This is a genomic window from Rhodococcus sp. LMD (genome assembly GCF_056108245.1).
Window position 1 is genome coordinate 5,035,756 of the sequence record NZ_CM148557.1, and the last position, 17,345, is coordinate 5,053,100.

Genomic DNA, 17,345 nt, shown 5'->3' on the forward strand with positions numbered 1-17,345 from the left:
GGGAAGCATGCCGGCCGGAGCGACCGTTCCGGCCGACGGACACGCGCCGTACGGCCGTCGTTCAGTGGGGATTTCGCAGATCGCCCGCAGCACGGGCTCCGCGGCGCCGGCCCGGCGTGAAGCGCGCGGGGATGCGCTTCCACCCCGGATTGACCGCCTGATGCGGGAACGGCACGACCTCGTCGTGCAGGATCTCGTAGTCCGGCATGCGGCTCAGGATCTGACCGAGCAGCTCGAGCGACAGGGCACGGGCGATGTGTGCGCCCGCGCATCGGTGCACACCCATCCCGAACGCCGTGTGCCGATTCGGCCACCGCTCGATGTCCACGGTGTCCGGGTCCTCGAACGCCTTCGGGTCGCGATTCGCCGACGCCCAGCCGAGGAGCACGCGGTCGCCCGTGCGGAAGTCGTGCCCGCGGAACTCCACGTCCCGGGTGACGGTGCGGGCCAGCGCCTGTGTGGGCGAGAAGACCCGCAGGAATTCCTCGATCGCGCGCGGCAGCTTCTCCGGATGCGAGGCCAGGGTGCGGCGCAGGTCGTGATGACGGTCGAGGTACATGAGAGTCTGGCTGACGAGGGAGGCGGTGGTACCCACGCCGCCGGAGACGAGCAGTTCGGCGATGGCGAAGACCTCGTCGTCCGTGACCGGCCGGCCGTCCACCTCCGAGCCCACGAGACGACTGAGCACGTCCTCCCGCGGAGACGTACGCCGCTCGGCGATCGCGGCGCGCAATTGTTCCTCCATCCAAGGAAACTCGACGGCGATCGCGTGCTCGAACTCCGGCGTTCCGGGTCGGTCGGACAGCGCGGCGTGATGCGCGTGCGCGTACCGTTCCCAGTCCTCGGGAGGCAGACCGAGCCAGTCGATCGTCACCACCGCGGGAACACCGATGACCGTCGCGAAGTCGCACTCGCCGTCCTCGATCACGTCGTCGAGGAACCGCGTCGTGTACTTCTCGATCACCGGCCGCAGGTGCTCGACCGCTGCCGGGGCGGTGAGCGGGTTGATCAGCTTGCGGTACTTCCGATGTTCCGGAGGGTCGAGTTCGACGGGGATGTGGTGGTTCACCGGCGTCTTGGGGATGACGGTGGCCAGGCCCTCGCCACCGTAGGGGCACCGCGCGGACGAGAAGACCTGGTCCTCGCGGGCGGCCTCGAAGACGCCCTCGTAGTCGGTGAGTACCCAGAAGCCCCCGTGCCGGGTGGACCGGATCACCGGTCCCGCTTCCCGCAACCGCCGGTAGGAGCCGACCGTGTCCTCGGCGTGCGACGCCGAATTGTGGTCGAAGTCGACTACGGGACAATGTCGTTCGGCGCTTCGGTCGTCGACCGTCATCGGGGCGCTCCTGTCGGGCCGGGGTGCGGGATCTCCGAGTGGTCCACCACGGCGCGGGCGTCGACCGGCACGATCTCCCGCATGCCGGGAACGATGTCCCGGCCGAGATCGTCGAGGTACGCGACGACGTCGTCGGCCGTCATGTCGGGCCACTGGGCCCGGACGATCACCGGGTCGACGGGCACCTGCGCCGCGAGGGTGCGCAACTGGTCGAGGCAGTCGTCGGCGGTACCGATGATCGCCTCCTTCGCGGCGACCTGCCGGAACCTGTCGGTGAGGGCGGTGGCATCGCGCGTGGCCAGTTCGCGCTGGGCGTAGGCCAGGAGGCGGTCCCGTGCCATGAATTCGAAGCGCCGGAACGCGTCTTCGGTGGTGGCGCCGGGAACGATCTCGCGGCGCAGCGGATGCCGCGCGACCGGCGGTCGCCCGTGCCTGCGCCGGGCCGCCGCGTACACGCCGAACATGCGATGCATGTCCTCGGTCGGTGTCTCCGGTGTCACCGGCCACGCGTCCCCCAGCCGTGCGGACCGCCGGACACCCGAATCCCGCAGCGCACCGATCCAGATCGGCGGATGCGGGTCCTGCCAGGGGCGGATGTGGGTCTTCACGCCGTCGAGACGCCAGAACCTGCCGTGGAAGTCGACCTCGTCCTGCGTCCACATCATCCGCACGATCTGCAGCGCCTCGTCCATCATCGCGAACCGCTGATCGAAGTCGACACCGAAGGCGGTGAACTCCTCACGCCGGTACCCCGCGCCGGCACCGACGATGAGATTGCCGCGGGTGAGGATGTCGAGGGTGGCGAGTTCCTCGGCGAGTGCGACCGGATGGAACAGCGGCACCTGCACCACCATCGTCCCGATCTTCACGCCGGGGTCCAGTTCGGCCGCGATCCGGGCGAGCGTGGGGATCGGCTGCAGCCAGCGCAGATTGCCGTAGATGTAGTGGTGGCCCATCACGATGTAGCGCACACCGTTGCGTTGCGCCGCCTCGACCTGTCGCAGCAGTCCGTCGAGGTGTTCGCGCGGCGACAGCGTGGTGTGCACGTCGCCGAGGATCACACCCAGGTCCATGTCTTCCTCGCTTCCGCAGGCGGCTCGAGGAGCCAGTGCCGCAGCTTCGCCTTGGCGACCTTGTTCAGGGTGGCGCGCGGGAACTCCGGCACCAGATGGATCTGACGTGGCCGTTTGAAGTCGGACAGCAGTTCGGCACACACCCGGTCGATCTCGGCGGGCAGGTCGCCGGGCGCGGCGCCGTCCGCGATCACGAACGCGACCGGGACGTCGCCGAGCATGCGGTCGGGTTTCGCCACGACGGCGACCTCCCGGACCCCCGGCACGGTGGCGACCACGCGTTCGACCTCGGCGGCGGCGACGTTCTCCCCACCGACCTTGAGCATGTCCTTGGATCGCTCGACGAACCAGTACTGACCGGACCGGTCCTGGCGCACCCGGTCGCCGGTGCGGAACCATCCGTCGGCGGTGAAGGCCGCGCGCGTGGCGTCGTCGTCGTGGAGATAGCCGGCGAACAGGGACACCCCCGGCGTACCCCGCACCCACAGCTCCCCCACCGTGCCCGGCTCCACGGGACGACCGTCGGCGCCGACGACGGCGACGGCGTACTCGGGTGCCGCACGTCCCATCGTCCCGTCGGGGTCGGGATGGGCCAGTTCGCTGACGACGGGGTGCGAGACGGTTTCCGTCATGCCGAACCAGCCCGTCGTGCGGATCCTGCCGCTCACCGGCCGCTGGGCCGCGCTGCCCGACCAGTGCCGGTAGGTGTGGTCGGGCGGGACCGGCGCGCCGGCCAGGGCGCGGAGCATGAACGACACCACCGACGCCCACGTGCACCGGTGCCGGAGCGAGACGTCCCAGAAGCGGGACGCGGAGAACTTCGGCGTCAGCACCGCGGTGGCGCCGACCCACAGCAGTCCCAGGAAGGAGTACCCCAGGGCGTTGGTGTGGAACAGCGGCAGGGTGATCAGCCCGACGTCGGTCCCACGCAGACCGGCGTGCGCGGAATTGACCTGGGCGGCCCACAGGCAGTTGGCGTGCGTCCAGACCACGGCCTTCGGTCGCGCCGTCGTCCCGGAGGTGTACTGGATGCTCGCGGGCGCGAGCGGATCGACGGACACCGGTGCCGGCGCCACGCCGGTTCCGCTCAGCTCGCCCAGAGCGCAGGTCGTTCCGGTCGGCGCCGGGGACGCCACGGGCGGGACGACGAGGCTGTCGGTGCCGCCGGACGCGGCGATCCACTCGAGCCCGGGCATGGCGTCCCGAGCGATCTCCGCCAGACCGGTTCCGGCCAGCGCGGCGCGAGGCGCACAGTGCCGGTCGTAGTAGGCGAGTTCGTCGGCGCTGCTGCGGGTGTTGAGACACACCGCGACCGCGCCGGCCGACACGATCGCTGCCCATCCGACGAGGAAGTCGGGGCAGTTGTCCATCAGCAGCACCACACGGTCGCCGGGTGCGATGCCGCGGGCCTGCAGTCCAGCCGCGAGCCGATCGACTGCGGCGCCGAATTCCGCGTAGGTCCAGCGCTGTGCCCCGGCGCCGGTATGCGGCTCCCAGACGAGGAAGGTCTTGTCCGGCCGGTCGGTGCGCCACCGGTCGAGCAGCCACGGCACCGTGCGGTCGCCGGTGTACGCACCGAGCGCGCGATCCGTCGCCGGGCGGTCGAGGATCGGGTATGCGGGAGCCCGCGGGGGCGTCGGGGCTTCGGACGTCATGCCGGCACCTGCCAGTTCAGGTGCTTGACGCGGAAGAACTCGAGGAATCCGTCCTCACCCATCTCGACGCCGGTACCGCTGCGCTTCGATCCGCCCCACGGCACGTCGGCCCGCATCGGGCCGCCGCCGTTGATCGCGACGGTGCCGGTGTCGAGGCGCTGAGCCACGGCCACCGCCTCCGCGTGATCACCGAAGACGCTCGCGTTGAGCCCGTACGGTGAGTCGTTGGCGATGGCCACGGCCTCGTCGACGTCCCGGTACGGCAGGACCACCGCGACGGGGGCGAACAATTCCTCCCGGGAGATCTCGGCGGAATTGTCCACGCCCGTCACCAGAGTGGGCGGCAGGAACCAGCCCTTGCCCACCGGTCGCTCGCCACTGACCGCGACGCGGCCGCCGGCGGCGACGGTGCGGTCGAGGCAGCCGAGCACGCGGGCGAGATGCTCGGCGGAGATCAGCGGACCCACCTCGGTGCGCTCGTCCCACGGGTCGCCGGTCGGCACGTTCTCCTCGATGAAACCGGCGGCCAGATCCAGGAATTCGTCGATCCGGTCGTGTGGTACGAGGATCCGGGTGGTGGCACCGCAGCCCTGGCCCGCGTTGCGGCAGAACCGCAGGATCGACGGCCCCACGGCGGCGGACAGGTCCGCCGACGGGAGCAGGATGTTGGGGGACTTGCCGCCGAGCTCGAGGACGACCTTCTTGTGCGTGGCCGCGGCCTGTGCCATCACGGTCGCGCCGACGGCGGAGGATCCGGTGAAGCTCACCATGTCGACGCCGGGGTGCCTGGTGAGCACTTCGCCCACGTCCGCCCCGCCCGGCACCAGATTCAGCACACCCGGCGGCAGGCCGGCCTCGGCGGCGAGATGCATGAAGGCCAGCGCGGACAGCGTGCCCCGCGGCGAGGGCAGCAGCACGACGCTGCAGCCGGCGGCGAGCGCGGGTGCCACCTTCCACGAGATCATGTTCAGCGGGTAGTTGTACGGGACGATCGCCGACACCACCCCGATCGGTTCGCGCAGCAGCAGGCTCTCGGACGACACCGCTCCGCGGATGCCGGGCAGCCGCTCCTGGTAACCGCCGCGGGGACCGCGCAGCGCCGCGTCGGCGAACCACCGGAAGTTGATCGCCGGTTGCGCGACCTGCAGGGTGCGGGCCAGACCGACGGGTGATCCGACCTCCCGCACGACCAGGCCGGTGAGCTGATCGGCGTGCTCGTCGATCAGCTCGGCCAGCCGCCGCAGGACCTTGGCGCGCTGGTCCGGGGACGCGGCCCGCCATTCCCCGGCGTCGAAGCTGTGCCGGGCGGCCGTGACCGCGCGTTCGGTCTGTTCCCGGTCGGCGCCGGTCCACCGGGCCAGCGCCTCCTCGGTGGCGGGATCGATCGAGTCGAACGTCTCACCCCGCCCGCTCTCCCATCCGCCACCGACGTGCACGGACGGACCCTGGGCCACCCGCGCGAACAGATCGTCGATCATCACTTCTCCTCGCGTCCGGGTACGTCGATGTCGAGAATCAGGGACTGGTAGGACTTTCCGTGCGGATCCACCCGAAGGGACTTGGAGACGCCGCCCGCGAGCGCGCGGGTGAGGACGAAGTTCAGGCAGCAGTTCACCGGGATCTCGTAGCGGATCACCTCGCCCTGGACGAGATCGCCGAAGGCTTTCGCGACGACGTCCTCGGTGAGCACCGACCGGAGCCACTCGTAGTCGGCGTCGTCGTGCGGGAACACACAGATGTTGCTGGTGTCGCCCTTGTCGCCGGAGCGGCTGTACGCGACGTCACGAAGTTTCATGCGGTAGTCACCTCCACGGAGAGGGGGACATCGCTGCGGGGCAGCAGGGCGGGGGTCACGACGACGGCGGGGACGACCGAGGTGACCACACCACCCCCGCCCGCGGGACCGAAGTACAGGTATTCGACCTCGTACGCGGCGGCCTTGGCGACGTCGGGGTCGAGCGCACGGGCCGCGAGCCGCAGCCGGACCTCGGCCGGCTCGCCGCCGGCGATGCGATCACCGAACAGGGTGTCGACGCCGTGCAGTTCGATCCGCAGTTCGTCGATCTGCGCCCGGATCGGTTCGAGGCGCCGGCGCACGATCTCCTCGGCGCGCCGGGCGCGGTCGACGCAGCCCGGACCGCCGTAGGAGATCTCGGCGACGGCCTTGTAGCCGAGGTCGACGCCGACGAGCACCTTGAGGGTGTCGGGGCGGGCGGAGCCGCGGGCGCCGGACAGGCGCACCCGGTCGGGCCCGGCCTGTTCGATCCGGACGTCGCTGAAGTCGGCGGTCACGTCGGGCGTGAGATAGCGAGCGGGATCGTGGATCTCGTAGTAGAGCTGGGTGCGGGTGGTGCGCAGGTCGACGGCGCCGCCGGTGCCGTCGAGCTTGGTGACGATCAGCTCGTCGTCGTCGATCTCGGCGAGGGGGAAGCTCAGGTTGTGGGGGTCGGGGACGACCCGGTAGGGCGGGTCCTCGAAGTTGCCGCCGGTGCTGTGGACGCCGCACTCGAGCAGGTGCCCGGCGAGGGTCGCGGTGCCGACGCGGTCCCAGTCGTCGAGCGACCATCCCAGCTCGTGGCAGATCGGCCCGACGAACAGGGACGGGTCGGCGATCCGGCCGCCGAGCACGATCTGGGCGTCCTGCTGGAGGCAGTCGACGATGGGGTCGGCCCCGATGTAGGCGTTGGCGGAGACGATCCGGTCGGCGACGGCCCGGGTGGTGGTGCCGAGTTCGGGGAGCGCGACGTCGGCTTCCGTGACGGCCGCCCGCACGTCGTCGCCGCGGATGATGCCGATCCGGGTTCCCCCGAGCCCCAGGGCGCGGAGGTTCGCGGCGAATTCGGCTGCGGCGGCGTCGGGATTGGCGGCACCGAAGTTGCCGACGACGCGGCCTCCCGATGCGAGGAATCGGCGCAGGATCGGCACCAGGGCCGAGATGCGCTCGTCCTGGCCGGTCGACGGATCGCGCAGGCGGCGGATCTGGGCCAGCGCCATCGTGCGTTCGGCCAGGCAGTCGAAACCCATGTACTGCACCCGGCCGCTGTCGGCCATGGCGGCCGCCGTCTCGAGGCGGTCGTTGGCGTAGGCCGACCCCGAACCGATACTCAGATGCACTGCTACCTCGTCTCGTCGCGTGCGTCGGCGAACCACGGAAATGTGCGCACGACCGGAATCCGCGCACGTCGTGTCGTGGGCGGATTCCGGTTCACCGCATCGATTCTCGGACTGCGGCCCGTGCGACTGTCAGGACTTGCCGATCACGCCCGCCTCGGCGAGCGCCGTAAGCTGGTCCCCGGTGAGCCCCAGCCGGTCCGAGAGCACCTCGGCGGTGTGCTCGCCGATGGTGGGCACCCCGTCGTAGTCGGGGCCGTCGTAGCTGCCGAGGTGCAGCACCGGTCCCGGCATCAGCACGCCCTTCATGATCTCGTTGCCCGTGATCTCGACGAGGGTGCGTTCCTGGAAGTGCGGGTCGGCGACGACGTCCGCGGCATCGTTCACCGGCGCGCTGACGACCTCGAACTTCTCCAGGGTCTCGAGCACGCTCGCCCGCGGCATCGAGCCGACCCATTGCTTCACCATCGCCTGCACCTCGTCGTTGTGCTCGAGACGCGCGGCATTGGTGGCGTAGCGGGGATCCTCGATGATCTCGGGCCGTCCCATCGCGGCGAACAGCCGCTTGGCGATGCCCTGATTGGACGCCGCGATGGACAGGAAGCGCCCGTCCTGGGCCTCGTAGATGCCGCGCGGCGACGCCGCGCCGGTGGCGTTGCCGATGCGCTGCTGGATCTCCCCGAGCGCGGTGTAGCGCAGGAACATGTCGCCGATGATGAACATCAGCGGCTCGTACAGCGCGACGTCCACGACGTCGCCCTGCCCGGTGCGCTCCCGCTTGTACAGCGACATCGCCACGCCCATCGCGGCGGACAGCCCGGCGATGGAATCGGCGAACCCGAACGGCGGGGAGGTCGGCGGCGAGTCCGGCCAGCCGTTGACGTGGGCGAAACCGCTGGCCGTCTCGGCGACGGTGCCGAAGCCCGGCAGGCTCCGATTGGGCCCGGTCTGCCCGAACCCGGACACCCGGGCCAGCACCAATCCCGGGTTGTCCGCGCTCAGCACGTCGTAGCCCAGGCCCCACTCCTCGAGCCGGCCGGGACGGAACGACTCGACGACGACGTCGACCTCGGCCGCGAGCCGGCGCACCAGGTCACGCCCCTCCGGCGAACGCAGGTCGATGCCGAGGGACTTCTTCCCGGCGTTGAGCCGGGAGAAGCCCAGCGACAGCCCCTCCTTCTGCGGAACCCACTGGCGCGCGAAGTCGCCGGTCGTCGGATCCTCGACCTTGACCACCTCGGCACCGAAGTCGCGGAGCATGCGCCCCGCGGTGGGGGCGGCATACATGGTGCCCAGTTCGAGCACCTTGACGCCCGCGAGCGGGCCCGCAGCGGATGCGTTCATCGTCGTCTCTCCTAGCTTTGTCGTCCGATTCGGCCCGGCCGAATGCGATGGTGCCGAATCCCTTGCCGGCGAATCAGATCCGCCACTGGATGTGCTTGACCTCGAGGTACTCGCGCATCCCCCACTCGCCGAGTTCACGGCCGACGCCCGAGCGCCCGTAGCCGCCGAACGGCGCGTCCGGACGCATGGCGCCACCGCCGTTGATCCACACCGTTCCGGCCCGGATCTTCTCGGCCACGCGGCGCGCCTCGACCGGGTCGTCGCACCAGACGTTCGCGGCGAGACCGAAGGGGGTGTCGTTGGCGAGGCGGATGGCCTCCTCGGTGTCCTTGAACGGCAGGATCACCGCGACGGGGCCGAAGATCTCCTCCTGCACCGCACGCGCATTGTGCGGAAGATTGCCGAGCAGAACCGGATTGACGAACCAGCCCTTCTCCGGCACCGGCTTGGTCACCTCGAGCAGCTTCCTGCCGCCCTCGGCCGCCGCACTGTCGATGAAGCCCTGCACGCGGTTCTGGTGGTCGGGCCGGATCATCGGGCCGATGTTCGTCGCACGGTCCCAGGGGTCGCCGACGACCATCTGGTCGAATGCCGACGCGCCGGCCTCGAGGAACTCGTCGTAGACCGAGTCGTGCACCAGCAGCCGGGCGAGGGCCGCGCAGCCCTGCCCGCCGTTGCGGGACCAGCGCAGGTGCATCTCGACGGCGATCTTCTGCACGTCCACACCGGGCAGCACGATGTTCGGCGACTTGCCGCCGAGCTCGAGGGTCACCCCGGCCAGGTTCGCGGCGGCCTGCTCCATGATCTTCGCGCCCACACCGTCGGATCCGGTGAAGGACACCCGGTCCACGCCGGGATGCGAGGACAGCCGCTGCCCGACGTCGGCGCCGCCGATGACGACGTTCATCACGCCCGGCGGCAGGCCGGCCTCGCGGATCAGATCGCCCAGGAAGAGGGTGGTCAGCGGGGTGCGCGGGGACGGCAGCAGCACCACGGTGCAGCCGGCGGCGAGCGCGGCGCCGAACTTGAAGATGGCCAGGTTCAGCGGGTAGTTGTAGCCGGTGATCGCCGCGACGACACCCACCGGCTCGTACACGACGTCGCTCATCGTCGGCACCGGCTTGTCGTACTCGCCGAGGTGGACGGTGCGGTCGGTCTTCGCCGCTTCGGCCGCCCACCGGAGGTGCTCGTCGACGGCCATCTTGACCTGCAGGTACTCGGCGAGCGAGACCGGGGTACCGACCTCGTTGACGATCGAGGGCAGCAGCCGGTCGGCGGCCTTCTCGAGCACGTCGGCGAAGCGGTGGATGTGGCGGGAGCGTTCCTCGCCGCTCAGGGCCGACCAGGCCGGGAAGGCGGCGCGGGCCGCGGCGACGGCGTCGTCGACCTGGTCGGTGGAGGCGCCGCCGACGGTGGCGATGACCTCTTCGGTGGCCGGGTTGTAGACGTCCCACGTGTCACCGGCCGGCTCGACCTCCCGGTCGCCGATCAGCAGGGTCCGGGTCTCGGGAACCCAGTCCTTCAAGGGGAATTCGGTTTCGGGCGCTGCAGTCATCTCAGGCACCTTCCTCGGTGGTGGGGCGCTTGGCCATCAGGCCGACGCGCTCGAGCAGGCAGACCAGTTCGTCGCGCTGGTTGAAGCCGCGGTGTTCGAACCACACGATGCCGCTGTCGGTGCGGCTCTCGGATTCACGCTTCTTCAGGATGGTGGTCTCCGCACGCAGGGTGTCGCCGTGGAAGACCGGATTCGGGAACTTGACCTTGTCGTAGCCGAGGTTCCCGAGGGTGGTCCCCATGGTCAGCTCGGGAACGTGGAACGCACCGATCAGCGCGACGGTGAACAGGCTGTTCACCACCCGCTGCTTGTGGATCGTCGTCTTGCAGAATTCCTCGTCGAGGTGCAGCGGCTGGATGTTCATCGTCAGCGAGGTGAACATCACGTTGTCCATCTCGGTGACGGTGCGGGTCATCGAGTGCTTGTAGTGCTTCCCGACCTCGAACTCCTCGAAGTACAGACCGCGCATCACCGTTCACCTCTCCGTAGGATCGCCTCGGCTCGCTCGAGCCATTGAATTGCCTTGTCGTAGTGGGCCTTGTCGATGTGCAGGCCGCGATACCGCAGCGCACCGACGCCCTCCGCCTCCGCCTTCTCGTAGGCCTCGGCGAGCCCGCGGTAGAACTCGAGGTCCTGCTCCGACGGGCTGAACACGTCGTTGACGGTGGCCACGTGGGAGGGGTGGATCGCAATCATCCCGCGGAACCCGAGCCGGCGGCCGCGCACCGCGAAGTCGCGAAGCCCGTCCAGGTTCTCGAGATCCTCCCACAGACCGGTCAGGGCGTGGATGCCGGCCTCCCGGCAGGCGAGCAGCACCCGGCTGCGCAGGTAGAGCGTCTCCTGCCCCTCCGGGGTCCACTCGTAGCCGACCTCGCGGGCGATGTCGGCGTGCTCGGCGGACGGACCGATCATCGCACCGACGCGCGGCGATGCGGTGGCCACCTCGAGGCAGTTGTGGATGGCGCGCACCGTCTCGACCGGGACGATGTACTCGAGCCCGTCGACGCCGTTTCGCATCTCGAAGTGGTCGAGCAGGGCGTCGTAGCGCAGGACGTCGGTGGCCTGCTCGATCTTCGGGGCGAAGATTCCGGTCAGCCCGGGCACCACGACCGCCTCGAGATCGGCGCCGGTCAGCCGGGTCGCGAGCGGGTTGACCCGCACGAACAACCCGACTTCCCGGTTCGTTTCACGCACGCGGGCGATGGATTCGGCCACGGTCGCGCGGGCCGCCGCCTTCTCCGCGGCGGGCACCGAGTCCTCGAGGTCGAGCACCACGCAGTCGGCGCCGGCGGCGATCGCCTTGTCCACCCACTTCGGGCGGTGCCCCGGGACGAACAGGATCGAACGATACGGCTGCACGTCGTCCTCCTAGTAGCTTCGCGGCAGGCCCAGCACGTGCTCGGCCGTGTAGTTGAGGACCATCTCCTGGCTGATCGGCGCGATCCGCATGAGGCGGGCCTCGCGGAAGTACCGCTCGACGTGGAACTCCTTGCCGTACCCGAAGCCGCCGTGGGTCTGCAGAGCCACGTCCGCGGCGTAGAAGCCGGCCTCGGCGCACAGGAACTTCGCCGCGTTCGCCTCGCGGCCGCACGGCAGTCCCTGATCGACCATCCACGTCGCCTTGTCCAGGACCGCCTCGGCGGCGTCGAGCCGGATGCGCGCCTCGGCGAGCTGGAACGCGATGCCCTGATTCTGCCCGATGGGACGGCCGAAGACCTCGCGCTGCTTGGCGTAGTCGACGCCGCGGCGCAGCGCCGCCTCACCGATGCCGAGCGCGGCGTTCGCGGAGATGACCCGCTCGGCGTTGAGGCCGCCGAGGATCGTGCGGAAGCCGTGCCCGACCTCGCCGACGACGTCCTCGTCGGCGACGAACAGCTCGTCGATGAACAGTTCGTTGGTGTCGACGGCGTTGCGGCCCATCTTGGGGATCGGCCGGATCTGCACCTTGCTGCGGTCCATCTCGGCGAACATCAGCGTCATGCCGGCGGTGCGCTTGGCGTTCTCGTCGCGGGGGCTGGTGCGGCACAGCAGGAGCATGCGCTCGGCCTCCTGCGCCTTGGTGATCCACACCTTCTTGCCGGACACCAGCCAGCCGCCGTCGACCTTCTTGGCGAAGGTGCGGATGTTGGTGGTGTCCGTGCCGGCGTCCGGCTCGGTGACGGCGAACGACGTGTGCAGCTCACCGGTGACGACGCGCGGCAGGTACTTGCGCTTCATCTCCTCGGAACCGTGGTGGATGATCGGCTCGAACCCGAAGATGCCGATGTGTACCGCGCTGCACCCGCCCATGCCGGCGCCGGACGCGGCGATCTCCCGCTCGACGATCGCGGCCTCGGTGACGCCGAGACCGCCGCCGCCGTACTCCTCCGGGACGGTCAGACCCATCCAGCCGCCCTCGGCCATGGCGTTGTAGAACTCCCACGGGAACTCGTGGGACTCGTCGTGCTCGGCCCAGTACTCGTCGGGGAACCGCTTGCACAGATCGCGGATCCCCCGCCGGATCTCCTCGTGCGTCTCGTTCTTGCTGTAGTCCATCTCGGTTGCCTTTCCTGCCGTCAGACCGCAGGAACCGCGGTGCGGTCGCTGTCGGAGACCGCGGTGCGGTCGTAGGTGTCGGGGGTGATGCCCTCCTCGCGCAGGACCGCCTTGCGGACCTTCTCCGACGGCGTCTTCGGCAGTTCGCCGACGAATCGAAGGTAGCGCGGGATCGCGAAGGCCGGAATCCGGCCGTCGCACCAGGCCAGGATCTCCTCCGGGCCGACGTCACCGGTGCCCACCACCGTCGCGAGGACCTCGTCCTCACCGCCCTCGACGTCGGCGGGGACACCGATCACCGCACACTCGACGACGGCCGGGTGACCGAGGACCGCCTGCTCGATCTCGTAGGAGCTGATGTTCTCGCCCCGCCGGCGCAACGCGTCCTTGTAGCGGTCGACGAAGTAGAACCAGCCGTCCTCGTCCTTCTTGAGGGCGTCGCCGGTGTGGAACCACAGGTTGCGCCACGCCTCGAGCGTCTTCTCCGGCATGTTGTAGTACCCCATGCTGCACGTCCACGGCTGCACCGGACGCACGACCAGCTCGCCGACCTGCCCGACCTCGACCTCGCGGTCCGTCTCCGGATCGACCAGGCGGATGTCGAACCACTCCGAGGCGGCGAGTCCCGCCGCGCCGGGCGGGCGGGGCACCCCGTAGGGCGCGACGATCGGTGCGCAGGTCTCCGTCAGCCCGAACGCGTCGACGAACGCCTCGATGCCGTAGCGCTTCTTGAACTCGTCGACGATCGAGGACGCCGTGGGCGCCGCGTACACGCAGCGCAGGCGGTTGTCCAGGTCGTTCTCGCGCGGCGGCTGCTTCCACGCGAAGTCCATCATGACCCCGACGAAGTTGGTGACGGTGACGTCGTCGTCGCGCACGTGGTCGATCCAGCGGCTCGCGCTGAACTTCGGTCGCACCACGGCCCGCGCGCCGGCCACCAGTGCGGGATAGACCGCCATGAACTGGGCGTTGCCGTGGAACAGCGGGGTGGTGGTGAGGTAGGTGTCCTCCCGGGTGAGCCGGGTGAAGCACACCACCTCCTGCGCGAAGAAGTACAACTGCGAGTTCGGCATGGCCACGCCCTTGGACGGGCCGGTGGTCCCGGAGGTGAAGAAGATCGCCCCGAGATCCTGGGGCCGGGCCTGCGGAAGCTCCTGCACCTCGCCCGATTCCAGCGTCTCCCACGCTTCGGCGTCCCACCCGTGGGCGCGCAGCAGGTCGACTGCGCGGTCCCGGTTTCCGGTGCCCGAGTCGATCACCCAGAACTTCTCGATGCCGCGCGCATGCTCGGCGATCGTCACGAAGCGTTCGGCGTAGGTGTCGTCGATCACCGCCCACCGCGGCTCGACGGTCACCACCTGGTGACGGAGGAACTCGCCCTCGTAGTTGGTGTTGATCGGCACCTCGACGAGCGCGCCGACGGCCGTGGCGAACCAGGAGCGCACGAGCTCGGACGAGTTCTGCGCCATGATGACGACGCGCTCGCCCTGCTGCGCACCGGTGCGGTACCAGGTGCTCGCGATCCGCTCGGCGGAGGAGAGCATCTCGGCGTACGTGAAGCGCCGATTCTCCTCCGGTGTGACGAGGAACTCCGAATCCGGCTGGGACGCAGCGTACGTGCGCAGCACGTGGTTCAGCGTCCAGTCCTCCGGATCGGTGAAGGTCGGTTTCAGGTCGGTGTAGGTCTGCATCAGGACAACTCCCGGTTCGCGGGGATCGCGGTGATCGACGGAACGATTTCCTTGCCGAGCCGGGCGATGGCCGCGATGGTCTCGTCCGCGTCCATCGTCGGCCACTGCGGACGCATCAGCAGCGGGTCGACCGGCATGGTGGTCACCAGGTCGGTCAGCTGCGCGACGACCTGCTCGGGGTCACCGACGACGGCGTGGCTCGACACCGCCTTCGCGAACTCGTTCTCGAGGTCGGTGCCCTTCATGACGTCGAGGCCCTTGTTCGCGTAGGTGAGGTAACGGCCCTGCGCCACCCGGGCGTATTCCTGCATCGCCTGCTCGCGGGTGTCGGCGACGAGCACGTTGCGGCGCAGCGGCTGGGGACCGAATTCCTTGCCGCGTTCGGCGAAGAGATCACGGACGACCCGGAAGCGTTCGAGCACTTCCTCTTTCGGGGTCTCCGGCGGTGTCGCGTAGGCGTCACCGTACTTGCCGGCACGGCGGACACCGCCCATCGCGTGCGCACCGATCCAGATCGGCGGGTGCGGATCCTGCACCGGGAACAGGTGCGGCTTGACGCCCTCGAGCTGGAAGTACTTGCCGTGGAAGGTGACCTCTTCCTCCGTCCACAGCTTCTTCATGATCTGCAGCGACTCGTCGAACCGCCCGGCGCGCTGCTTGAACGGGATGCCGAGGTAGTCGAATTCCTCGGGCCGGTAGCCGAGCCCGGCACCGAAGATCAACCGGCCCTCGGTGACCACGTCGAGCGTGGCGATCTCCTCGGCCAGCATCACCGGGTGGTACAGCGGCGCGATCATGATCTGGGTGACGAGCTTGACGTTCGGCTCGACGTGCGCGGCGAGGCGGGCGAGCAGCGGCACGGGCTGCAGCCACCGCAGTTCCCCGTAGAGGAAGTGCTGACCGATCGCGATGTATGTGAAGCCGTTCTCCTGCGCCGCATCGACGATGCGCAGTACATCCTTGAACTGCTGTGCGGGGCTCACCGACTTCGGAACGTCGCTGAGCAGCAAGCCGACCTGAACCATGGTCCTGTCCTCCCGGTCGAAGTGGTCGTTACTGAGCGGTGAGTCCGCCGTCGACCGGAATGGTCACGCCGGTGATGTAGCTGGCATCGTCACTGTTGAGGAAGGCGATCACCGAGGCGATCTCCTCCGGCTGCGCGCCCCGGCCCAGCGGGATGGTGGCGACGAAGTCCTTGGTCAGAGCCGAGACGTCGGCGCCGGGCTCGCGGCCGAAGAACTGCGAGAGCATCGGGGTGACGACCTGTCCCGGGCAGATGACGTTGACGCGGATGCCGTCCTTCGCGCCGAGCAGGGCGAGGGAGCGGCCGAACGGGACGAGCGAGCCCTTCGTCATCGAGTAGATCGGGCTGAAGGGCGAACCGATGAGCGCCGACGTCGACGACGTGAGCGTCACCGACCCCTTGCCTTCGGCCTTCTTCAGCAGCTCGAACCCGAGCGTCGTGGAGTAGTACGCGCTCTTGACGTTGACCGCGATGTTCTTCTCCCACTGCGCGTCGTCCACGTCGAGGCCGCCGGGGCCGGGCATGCCGACCTGGGCGTGCAGTGCGTGCAGGACGCCGTGGTCGGCGTCGATCTTGCCGAACAGCGAGCGGAGATCGGCGGTGTTCGTCGCGTCCACCCGCATCGGAGTGGCCTGACCACCCTCGGCCCGGATCTCCTCGGCGACGGCGACCGCCCCGTCCTCGGACAGGTCGGCGACGTACACGTGACCGCCCTCCTGGGCGATGCGATGACTGATCGCGCGGCCCATGCCCGAACCGCCGCCGATGATCGCGGCGATACGTCCCTCGTAACGACCCAGCATTTCGTTCACCTCGTTCTCGATAAGTTCTTCGTTGATTGCAGTGTCAGGCGCGCTGATCGAACGTGCGGCCGAGGAGCTCGGAGACGATCCGGGTGCGCTGCATGGTCGGTGTGCCGCCGGCCAGCGCCCACCCGTGCGAATCGCGGTGCAGCCGCTCGATTCCGAACTCCTCGGTGTACCCGTTGCCGCCGTGCAGCTGGATGGCCAGGTCGGTGACGCGCTTGGCCATTTCGTTGGCGGTGCACTTGGCGAGGGAGACCTCGAGCGGGTCGGGCAGGCCGTCGGTGATGTTGGCGACGGCGCGGTCGCGGAGCAGGCGAGCGGCCTCGACCTGCAGGACCATGTCGGCGAGGGTCATCTGGACGGACTGGAACTCCACGAGCGGCTTGCCGAACTGGTGGCGCTCCTGCACGTAGGTGAGGGTGCGGTCGAGCGCCTCCTGTCCGATGGCCAGGCTCATGGTCGTGTTGCCCAGGCGCTCGATGGTGAATGCCCCGAACAACTTCCGGAAGCCACCGGCCTCCGCGACGATGTTCTCCTCCGGGACGACCACGTCGTCGTAGAAGATGTCGGCCGACGGGATGCCCCGGAAGCCCATGAGCTTCTCGCGCGCGCCGTAGCTGATGCCGGGCCGGTCGGCCTCGACGAGGACTGCTCCGATGCCCTTGGCGCCGGGGGCGTCGCCCATGCGGCAGTAGGTGAGGTAGACGTCGGCCTCGCTACCGTTGGAAATCCACCGCTTCATGCCGTTGATCACGACACCCTCGTCGGTGCGCACGGCCTTGGTCGTCATGTCGGTGGCGGCGGAGCCGGCGTCGGGCTCGGAGATCGCGACCGCCATGGTCTTCTCCCCCGCGACGATCTGCGGCAGGAACGTCTTCTTCTGGTGTTCCGTGCCGAGTCGGGCGATGGCCTGAGCCGGCCCGGTGTTGGATTCGAAGATCTGGAAGGCCGCCGGCCGGCAGACCTTCGCGAACTCCTCGATCACCGCCAGGGCGTGGGACAGCGGGGCGCCGGAGCCTCCGTACTCCTCCGGCAACGAGATGCCGAGGTACCCCAGTTCGCCGAGGAAGCGGCGCTCGTCGTGCGGGAAGGCGGTGCGTTCGAGATCCCACTGCGCAGCCTTCGGTGCGTAGCGCTCCCGGGCTACGGTCGCCGCGGCCGCACGGATGTCCCGGAGCTCGTCGTCGACGTGCGCTTTCGCCATGTCCCCACCTT

The 17,345-nt window shown here is 69.4% G+C and carries 15 protein-coding genes; all 15 read right to left on the bottom strand.

The window, feature by feature from the left end; genetic code table 11:
- Nucleotides 1–61: 61 nt before the first annotated feature.
- Entirely contained in the window at nucleotides 62–1,336 is a 1,275-nt protein-coding gene (locus ACWPQI_RS23070) for a cytochrome P450 (RefSeq protein ID WP_474738516.1), read from the bottom strand.
- Nucleotides 1,333–2,409 carry an LLM class flavin-dependent oxidoreductase gene (locus tag ACWPQI_RS23075; RefSeq protein ID WP_017679803.1) on the bottom strand — a complete coding sequence of 359 codons (1,077 nt, stop codon included), beginning with the start codon at nucleotides 2,407–2,409 and terminating at the stop codon, nucleotides 1,333–1,335. The genes ACWPQI_RS23070 and ACWPQI_RS23075 overlap by 4 nt, the downstream gene beginning before the upstream one ends.
- Nucleotides 2,394–4,064, bottom strand: a complete 1,671-nt coding sequence (locus ACWPQI_RS23080) for an AMP-binding protein (RefSeq protein ID WP_140189009.1) — start codon at nucleotides 4,062–4,064, stop codon at nucleotides 2,394–2,396. Before ACWPQI_RS23080 ends, ACWPQI_RS23075 begins: the two co-directional genes overlap by 16 nt.
- The gene (locus tag ACWPQI_RS23085) at nucleotides 4,061–5,542 is read right to left on the bottom strand and encodes an aldehyde dehydrogenase family protein (RefSeq protein ID WP_474738517.1); all 1,482 of its coding nucleotides are present in this window, start codon (nucleotides 5,540–5,542) and stop codon (nucleotides 4,061–4,063) included. Before ACWPQI_RS23085 ends, ACWPQI_RS23080 begins: the two co-directional genes overlap by 4 nt.
- Nucleotides 5,542–5,859: an AtuA-related protein gene (locus tag ACWPQI_RS23090; RefSeq protein WP_010594029.1), complete on the bottom strand. Its 318-nt coding sequence runs from the start codon at nucleotides 5,857–5,859 to the stop codon at nucleotides 5,542–5,544. Before ACWPQI_RS23090 ends, ACWPQI_RS23085 begins: the two co-directional genes overlap by 1 nt.
- Nucleotides 5,856–7,178, bottom strand: coding sequence for an acyclic terpene utilization AtuA family protein (locus ACWPQI_RS23095; protein WP_248957382.1), 1,323 nt, complete (start codon nucleotides 7,176–7,178; stop codon nucleotides 5,856–5,858). The genes ACWPQI_RS23090 and ACWPQI_RS23095 overlap by 4 nt, the downstream gene beginning before the upstream one ends.
- A gap of 129 nt (nucleotides 7,179–7,307) precedes the next feature.
- Nucleotides 7,308–8,519, bottom strand: a complete 1,212-nt coding sequence (locus ACWPQI_RS23100; RefSeq protein WP_010594031.1) for a CaiB/BaiF CoA transferase family protein — start codon at nucleotides 8,517–8,519, stop codon at nucleotides 7,308–7,310.
- A 73-nt stretch (nucleotides 8,520–8,592) separates the two neighbouring features.
- A complete protein-coding gene (locus tag ACWPQI_RS23105) occupies nucleotides 8,593–10,074 on the bottom strand; it encodes an aldehyde dehydrogenase family protein (RefSeq protein ID WP_010594032.1) in 1,482 nt (493 codons plus the stop codon).
- Between the two features lies 1 nt (nucleotide 10,075).
- The gene (locus ACWPQI_RS23110; RefSeq protein WP_003938466.1) at nucleotides 10,076–10,543 is read right to left on the bottom strand and encodes a MaoC family dehydratase; all 468 of its coding nucleotides are present in this window, start codon (nucleotides 10,541–10,543) and stop codon (nucleotides 10,076–10,078) included.
- A complete protein-coding gene (locus ACWPQI_RS23115; protein WP_010594033.1) occupies nucleotides 10,543–11,433 on the bottom strand; it encodes an HpcH/HpaI aldolase/citrate lyase family protein in 891 nt (296 codons plus the stop codon). The genes ACWPQI_RS23110 and ACWPQI_RS23115 overlap by 1 nt, the downstream gene beginning before the upstream one ends.
- Nucleotides 11,434–11,442: 9 nt before the next feature.
- Nucleotides 11,443–12,609: an acyl-CoA dehydrogenase family protein gene (locus tag ACWPQI_RS23120; protein WP_003938468.1), complete on the bottom strand. Its 1,167-nt coding sequence runs from the start codon at nucleotides 12,607–12,609 to the stop codon at nucleotides 11,443–11,445.
- A 20-nt stretch (nucleotides 12,610–12,629) separates the two neighbouring features.
- Nucleotides 12,630–14,300 carry an AMP-binding protein gene (locus ACWPQI_RS23125; RefSeq protein WP_010594034.1) on the bottom strand — a complete coding sequence of 557 codons (1,671 nt, stop codon included), beginning with the start codon at nucleotides 14,298–14,300 and terminating at the stop codon, nucleotides 12,630–12,632.
- The gene (locus tag ACWPQI_RS23130) at nucleotides 14,300–15,325 is read right to left on the bottom strand and encodes an LLM class flavin-dependent oxidoreductase (RefSeq protein ID WP_003938470.1); all 1,026 of its coding nucleotides are present in this window, start codon (nucleotides 15,323–15,325) and stop codon (nucleotides 14,300–14,302) included. The genes ACWPQI_RS23125 and ACWPQI_RS23130 overlap by 1 nt, the downstream gene beginning before the upstream one ends.
- A gap of 28 nt (nucleotides 15,326–15,353) precedes the next feature.
- A complete protein-coding gene (locus tag ACWPQI_RS23135) occupies nucleotides 15,354–16,127 on the bottom strand; it encodes an SDR family NAD(P)-dependent oxidoreductase (RefSeq protein ID WP_228287231.1) in 774 nt (257 codons plus the stop codon).
- 43 nt (nucleotides 16,128–16,170) lie between these two features.
- On the bottom strand, nucleotides 16,171–17,334 hold the full coding sequence (locus ACWPQI_RS23140; protein ID WP_048771423.1) for an acyl-CoA dehydrogenase family protein: 1,164 nt from the start codon (nucleotides 17,332–17,334) through the stop codon (nucleotides 16,171–16,173).
- Between the last annotated feature and the right edge of the window lie 11 nt (nucleotides 17,335–17,345).